The following is a 6993-nucleotide window of genomic DNA, read 5'->3' as shown; positions in this document are numbered from 1 at the left end:
GCTGTCGACTCCACGGGCTCGTGCTCTGTCACGTTCTCACTGGTCATCGATGCATCTTCCATGATCGGGAGTTACACCGAACGTCTTACAGTCCCGGTCGCGGCCATGATGAGCACGGCGGTGAGCGTCATGGTGACGTTGCGTCCGACCCTGGCGGTCAGCGGCAGCACCGACGCCGCGACCGCCGCGCCGCCGGTGATCGCGGCCCAGGGAGCCAGTGCCTGCAGGGCGTGCACGATGATGTCGTCGCCGCCCCAGCGGGTTCTGTCAGCCCGTACGCCGAGCCATTTCAGGATCACGCGCAACAGCACGGCGGCCGCGATGCCTGCGGCCACCGCGATTCCGGAGACGATCACGTCGTGCATGGTGAGATCCCGGTTCACTGCGTCCCTCCCATTGCACGGGGAAGAACGCCGGCGGCGGTGGTCGCCGCTGGGATCCGGATGTGATGTCTCGTCACCTTGCCACCTGTGCAATCTGGGAGTGCGGTTGTGCGGTCGCGTCGGTACATACGGAGTCGACTCGGCGCGACCTGTCATCCTGCCGCACGCCGCAGGCAGTGCTGAGGGTGGCCCCACCTCGACCCTGTCCTGGCGATCGACCGGAAAGGTTCCAGGGGTTGTTGGGCGTTAGCGCGTGTCGACTTCCGAAGTCCTTTGCACGGATGTCTGAACTCCTGTGCACGCTGGTTCCGGCGACCAGGTCGGCGAGTTCGGCTGGTTCGTTTCCACCAGGTCAGCATGTCTTGCGGTAGGGGATGTCGGGGATGTGGGTTTTCCATTCCTGTTCGGTGAGAGGGCCTGACTTGGCGCAGAGGTCTCGGATCAGCTGCGCAGGGGCGATGGTGTGGGTGAAGAATCTGCCGTGCTTGTCCACACTGGTCAGTGCTGAGCTGTCGGGGGCGAACGCGAGCGCGACGATCTCGTCGTTGTACGCCGTGAGCGGGGCGCCGAGTTGGGTCCGGGTGCGGTTCCATACCTTGATCTGGTAAGTGGGCCCGGATTGATCGACCGTGGCGAACAGCCGGCCGTCGGATGAGGCGGCGGTGGCCGTTTCCGGCGTGGACAGGGAAAGGGGTACCGCGCCGGTCCGCAGGTCGTTCCCTTCGGGCAGGAGCGTCTGAGCGTCCCGGAGCCGGATGTAGGGCCGGAATCCGCGGGGGTAGGTGTAGATCGTCGCGCCGTCGTCGCTGATGGAGTCCACCTCCAGACTCGGAGTGCCCTTGGTGATGACCCGGCCGGAGGGGAACGCGACCCTGCCGAGGTTCGGGGCGGCGATCACGGATTTGCCGTCGGGCTGGAAGAAGACGGCCCCCCTGTTGCTGGGGTAGCCGAGGTCGGCGCGCACCTCGCGGATCCGGCGCATGGTGGTCAGGTCCCAGAACGTGAGCATGTTGGTCTGGGCTTTCACGACCTGGACGGCGAGTGACTTGCTGTCCGGCGAGAACGCGAACGCCTTGTCCGGTACGAATGGGTACGGCTGCGTCGCTCCGCCTGGCTGGTCCTTTTCGAGGATGGACAGGCTGCCTAGCAGTGATGGTTTCTTCTTCGCCGTATCCCAGATCTCGATCTGGGTATCGGCGAGGACGGCAAGCAGCCGGCCATCGCGGCTGAGCTGGATCTTCTCCACGCTGTGCCCCTTACTTCGCGCGACCGAGGTCACGGTGGAACGCTTGGTCCGTGACAGCGCGGACCAGATTTCGATGTCACCGCCATCGCTGAGCGCGAAGGTGCGCCGGTCCAGGCTCACCGCACTCTCTTGGTAGTACCCACCGGTCGGCTCGGGGGGTTTGGTGAAGGCGCGGACGCCGAGCGACCGGACGACGCCGTCGGTCCCGGCGCACCGGAGCTTCGAGTCGTCGGCCGTGAAACGCAGGGGCGTCAGGGGGTGACACTCGCTCTGGGTGGTCGCGTAGCGCATGACAGGCTCGGATGCCCGTAACGATTCTTTGTCCCAGACGAAGGCGTTCCGCACGAGAAACCGGCCGTCGTGACTGAAGTAGAGGGGATAGTCGTCCTCGTCGCCCTTGAGTTCGGTGCCGAGCCGCCCTCCGACGCGTCGGTCGAACACGTTGATCTTGCCGCCCTTGAGCGTCAGAGCCGCGGACTTCCCGTCCGGGCTGAACACCACGGGCCCCTGGATGTCGGCGGCCTTGACCCCGTAGGGGAGAGGGACGGGCAGCTTCTTCTTGGTGTGTGTGTCGAACCAGGTGAACCGCTTCCCCTGGCCGCCGCCGGGCAGGGAGAGTACGCGTTCGTCCGGGGAGAACGAGGAGTCCGCCAAGAAGGAGACAGGTCCGCGGGAACTCATGGTGATGATCTTGCGGGCGGTACGGGTGTCCCAGATGGCCAGCGTGGTCTCTATGGCCGTGTCGGTCGCTTCGATCGATTGGGCCATCAGGTAGGTGCCCAGCGGGCTGACCGCTGTCCTCGGCCAGAGTCCGGTGCTCTCCTTGGCGGTGGGATAGGTTTGAGTGCTGCGCAGGCGGGCGCTGGAGACGTCGAGCAGGCGGGTGTATCCGTCATCGGTGCTCACGGTCGCCGTCTTGCCGTCGTCGGAAAGGTCCACTTGGTGGACCCTGGCCGGGGCGGTGTAGGAACCGGTCTTCACCCGGGCCTTGACGTTCCAGAACTCCACGCGGGTGCCCGCCGCCCCCGCGAAGGTCTGCCCGGTGCCGTCGAGATCGGATTCCGTCGCCACGAAGCCGGGCAGTTTGAGCGCATCGTCTTCCCACTGGTTGCGCAGGGCCAGCAGGGCCGACCAGGACTCGGGAGTGCCGGCCAGGCGCCCCGAAGCCACCGCCAGCCGCCGGGCGAGCTCGGGATCGGTGCGGCGAAGTGACTGGGCGACGCCGGCCACCTGGGCGGAGGCGGCACGGTCACGCTGGCCGATGACGGTCTGCCGCTGATGGATTGCGACGCCGGCGGCGATCAGGGCGAGTGCCAGCATTCCGGCGAGAGCGGTGTTGATGCGCCGGGTGCGGCGGATGGCTGAATGCTGATGCTGTCGGCTGGCTTCCAGGAGCGAGATGATCTCGGCCGGGAGCGAGCGCCGGCCTGCCCATTCCTCTCCTTCTGCGAGGAGGGAGCCGTCCAGCAGGTCGCCGGGAAGGCCGCTGTGCGCGTGGCGGGCCTGCTGCTCGGCGGCGCGCAGGAGCCAGACCTGGAACTGGTGGTCCTGGGCGACCCAGTCACGCAGGTCGGCCCAGCCGCGGATGAGAGCGTCGTGGATGAGCTCCGCCGCCGGTTCACCAGGGGGCGCGCCGGGAGGTGTGGTGGTGCCAGTGGCAATGATCCGGTAGCGGGTCAGGGCCGCCAGAACGGCATCGAAGGCGGCGTCAGCGGCCGGGCCCGCGAGTGTCTGGTCGATTGCCAGGGCGCGGAGGCGGCTGAGAGGGACGGGTCGGCGGGTGGCGGGGATGCCGTTGGTTGCGTCGGCGGGCCGGACCAGTGCGGTGAGGATCCGTTGCGCGGTTGGGTGCTGGGCGGCGGGTAGTTGGCTGAGGGCGCGGTTGCACCAAGCCGTCAGGCTGCCGGTGACCTTGCCGATTTTCTCGTACGCCGCGTGGGTCAGGTGGCCGTCCTCGCGGCGGCGGCGTACCCATAACTGGCGCAGGGCCAGCTCCAGAGGCGGGAGCAGCGTGACCGGCGCTTGCCGGACTACCGGGTCGGTGTCCAGGACGTCGTTGACGATCCGGTTTGCGAGGCCGGCCTCAAGAGGCAGGCCCACGGCCGCGGCGGGTCGGGTGACGATCGCCTGCAGGTCGGGGCGGCTCAGTGTCGCGGGGACGTTGCACAGCCCGGGGAGGGCGGCGTTCATCAAGTCAGGGGCGAGGGCGTCGAGCGGGGCATAGAAGTCGTTGCGCATGACCAGGAGCACGGTGACGGCGGCGTGGGAGCCACCCAGCTCCACGAGTTGGTCCACGGCCCGTAGACGCCCGTCGTCGGCACGTTGGCGCGACGTGGGGACCGGCTGGGTGAGGAGTTCCTCGAACTGGTCGATGACCAGCAGCAGACGGTCGTAGTCGGGCTCGGCAGCCAGGCGGGCCTCGGCAGCGGCCAATAGGCCGTCGGTGGCTGCACCGGGCAGGCCCGAGCCCTCCAACTCTGTGAGAAGGTCCTGGCCGGGGCGGGCACACAGGAGCAGCCAACGGTCGCTGCCCGGGACCGCTCCATCGGCCAGGGCGGGCAGGACACCCGCGTTGATCAGCGACGATTTCCCGGCCCCGGAGGGGCCCAGCAGCATCAGCATCCGCCGGTCCCCACCCAGCGCCGCCAGCACCCGCTCCACGGCGGCCTCCCGGCCATGGAACCAGTCGGCGTGCCGGGCCGTGAACGGCTCCAGCCCCAGATACGGGCACGCCCGGTGCTCGGCCAACTGGGGCCGGATCTCCCGCAGTACCTCGGCCGGGGTGGCATAGGCGATGCCCAGCCCTTTCAGGTGGGCGTCGGGGGAGGCGATGGAGGTGACCATGCCGATCACCAGGCCGGTCATCTCGTCCACCACCGGCCCTCCGCTGAACCCGGCGGTCAGGTCGTTGGCCTTCGACAGCTGAAGCAGCCTTCCCACGCCGCTGTCCCCGGGCAGCAGGCCGCCGACCTCGCCGTACCCGAAATGGCCGCCCGGCGGTGCCTGGGCGGGAAACCCGAACGAGAAGACTCCGTGCCCCCGGCACCCCGCACTCGTACCCACGGCCATGCCCCGGGTCCCCGCCGGAACCGAGTCAAGTCGGAGAACAGCGACGTCCTCCTCGTCCGGTGCCCGCCACCCCTCAGTCACCACGTCGGCCGTCACCCGCGGCGCGTCCGGCAGATGCGGGAAGAGCACCTCCACCCGGCCTCCCGGGGACTGCCCGGCGGCGCGCACGACATGCGCACAGGTGAAGCCGGTGTCCTCCCCGGACAGGAAACCCGCCCCAGCAACACCGCCGTCCGACGCGAGTATCTGGAAGACCGACACGGACTCCGACGGCTCACCCGCCCTGGCAAGGCTGCTCTCGTCGTCCGGGAAACCCGCCGTCGATCCGCCACCGGGGCCTGCCGCAGACTCGTCCCCCGCCATCGTCCCCGCATTCTTCACGGGGAGTCCTGCCCGGACTCCCCGCTCTCCCACACCACGCGGACCTTAAGATGGACGGCTGCCTCGCCGGCGGTGATGACCGCTCCGGCCTTCGCCGACAGATTCACCCCGAACTCCACCTCCACCTCCCGCGAACCCGCCTGTCGCAGCTGGTCCAGCACCGCCCGTGCGGTCTCCCGCACCGGAACCAGCGCCTGCTGCAATGTCCGAGGCAGTTCACGCACCGCGTCACCGACCCGGCCCGCCTTCACCGGCCCGTCGAACTCCGGTGCGTCTTCCACCTCTTCCAGCAGAATCGCCCCGCCGCCCTCCAGCGGCATCCGCGCAAGGTTCGGCATCGGCCCACCTCCTTGGAAAATCCAGAATGGATCTGAGCTACTCAACCGGAAAACAGTTCCCATCGGCCCCTGGTTTCACCCCCTCCCCGAGGACCACCACATACGGAGCGGACGGCTCCGCAGACCCCAGCATGGATGGCCAGAATCGGCTGCATTCGCTGACGGTGTCACAGCCGGCCATCTGCCATCCGGAAGCCTCCTCGTCGCGCATACGACTACGGACATTCACAGCCGGATCTTCAACCAACGATGGCTTCTTGAAGCCTGGCAGCTCAGCGAACAAATAATCGGTTGCCTGTTGGCGATGGCAGTGGATGCAATGTCCGGCATGGTCACCCAGGTGCGCCCGCCACGGCGAGATGAGATGAACGTGTACTACCGTCACACGGGAGACGCCAACGCATGAATACGCCACCATCGCCACCTGGAGCGGAGCGGACTGACGGATCATCCGTCCAGATCGGCGCTCTCGTTCCGCTGACTCGGCCTGGCTGGGTCGAGGCAGGCCAACACTTGCTCGCTGGACTCGAGTTGGCCGTTCAGGAAGTCAATGACGCCGGCGGGATCGTCGGAAGACCACTCGAGCTGGTGGTCCGAGACACCGCGGCTGATCCGCAGAGGGCCGCGGCGGCCGTAGATGAATTGGCTCGCCTGGGCGTGGCTGCCTTGGCGGGGGAGTATCACAGCGTCGTCGCTCGCGCCGCTGCCGCCAGGGCCGACGCCCTCGGCCTGCCGTTCCTCTGCTCGTCAGCGGTTCTCGACGCGCTCACCGAGCAGCCAACGGAATGGGTCGCGCGCCTCGCCCCGGCACAGTCCCACGGCTGGCAGATCTACGCAGACTTCCTCCTCAGCGCGGGCCACAGTCGAATCGCCGTAGCAGCCGAGTCGAGTGTCTACTGGGCATCTGGGGCCCGCATTCTGCGGGACTACCTCGCTCCACGCGGCGGCACCGTCATCGAACTCGACATGCGCGCGCTCGCCCCCACGGCCGTGTGCGACGAACTCGTCGACAATCGCGCGACAGCCCTCCTTCTTCTGGTCGGCCACCCGGAGCCGGCAGTGTCGATCGTCAAGTCTGTCCGCCGCGACCAGCGCGTCGCCGAGATCATGATTGGTGCTCCGGCCGGGCAACCGGAGTTCGCCGAATGGGCGGCGTTGCTGGGCGTCGACAGCGCCGCGATCCCGTTCTTGCGCTACCTGCCTGAGCGCCTCAGCCCATTCGGTGCACGAGTCGAGACGGCCCTCCGCGAGCGGCTGGCCGAAGCGCCCTCCTTCGTCGCCTTCGAGGGCTACGACACGGTCGCCATCCTCGCCGATGTGCTGCGTTCTCACGGCGCGGACCGGGCGCGCACTGCCGAATCCTGGCCGCGCGTTGCAGTCGAAGGCACCCGCGGGCAGATCCAGTTCTCCCGCACGCCAGGCATCAGCGTTTGGCAATGGGCTCGGACGCCAATCCAAGTCGTTGATCGAGATCCGGCGGAACCCGATCGCTTTCGGATCCTTCACGCCGGCTGAGAAAGCACGGAGGTCCGACTGCCCAGATCTGTCCGAACTTGAGGCGGTCGGACTTTGAGCG

At 68.0% G+C, this 6993-nt stretch carries 4 protein-coding genes; 1 reads left to right on the top strand and 3 read right to left on the bottom strand.

Translation table 11 applies throughout. From position 1 onward, the window contains the following. Positions 1-71: 71 nt before the first annotated feature. The 3 genes from ABZS64_RS32315 to ABZS64_RS32305 form a co-directional block, all read right to left on the bottom strand. Complete coding sequence (locus ABZS64_RS32315; protein WP_355837398.1) at positions 72-383, bottom strand: hypothetical protein; 312 nt, start codon at positions 381-383, stop codon at positions 72-74. A gap of 352 nt (positions 384-735) precedes the next feature. Further along, a complete protein-coding gene (locus ABZS64_RS32310) occupies positions 736-5079 on the bottom strand; it encodes a trypsin-like peptidase domain-containing protein (RefSeq protein ID WP_355837396.1) in 4344 nt (1447 codons plus the stop codon). Then, positions 5076-5417 (bottom strand): CU044_2847 family protein, encoded by a 342-nt coding sequence (locus ABZS64_RS32305; protein ID WP_355837394.1) that lies wholly within the window; start codon positions 5415-5417, stop codon positions 5076-5078. Before ABZS64_RS32305 ends, ABZS64_RS32310 begins: the two co-directional genes overlap by 4 nt. 402 nt (positions 5418-5819) lie before the next feature. On the opposite strand from ABZS64_RS32305, the gene ABZS64_RS32300 reads away from it, so the two are divergent. Beyond that, on the top strand, positions 5820-6932 hold the full coding sequence (locus ABZS64_RS32300; RefSeq protein ID WP_355837392.1) for an ABC transporter substrate-binding protein: 1113 nt from the start codon (positions 5820-5822) through the stop codon (positions 6930-6932). Positions 6933-6993 lie beyond the last annotated feature (61 nt).

This window comes from Streptomyces sp. NPDC005408, assembly GCF_040606445.1.
Lineage (GTDB): Bacteria > Actinomycetota > Actinomycetes > Streptomycetales > Streptomycetaceae > Streptomyces.
Note: the sequence above shows the minus strand (reverse complement) of the source record. Positions and strands in the feature narration are given on the sequence as shown.

Bases quoted from the DNA above. Each gene is read 5' to 3' on its own strand.
- ABZS64_RS32300 (WP_355837392.1), top strand. From the start codon at position 5,820: ATGAATACGCCACCATCGCCACCTGGAGCGGAGCGGACTGACGGATCA.
- ABZS64_RS32305 (WP_355837394.1), bottom strand. From the start codon at position 5,417: ATGCCGAACCTTGCGCGGATGCCGCTGGAGGGCGGCGGGGCGATTCTG.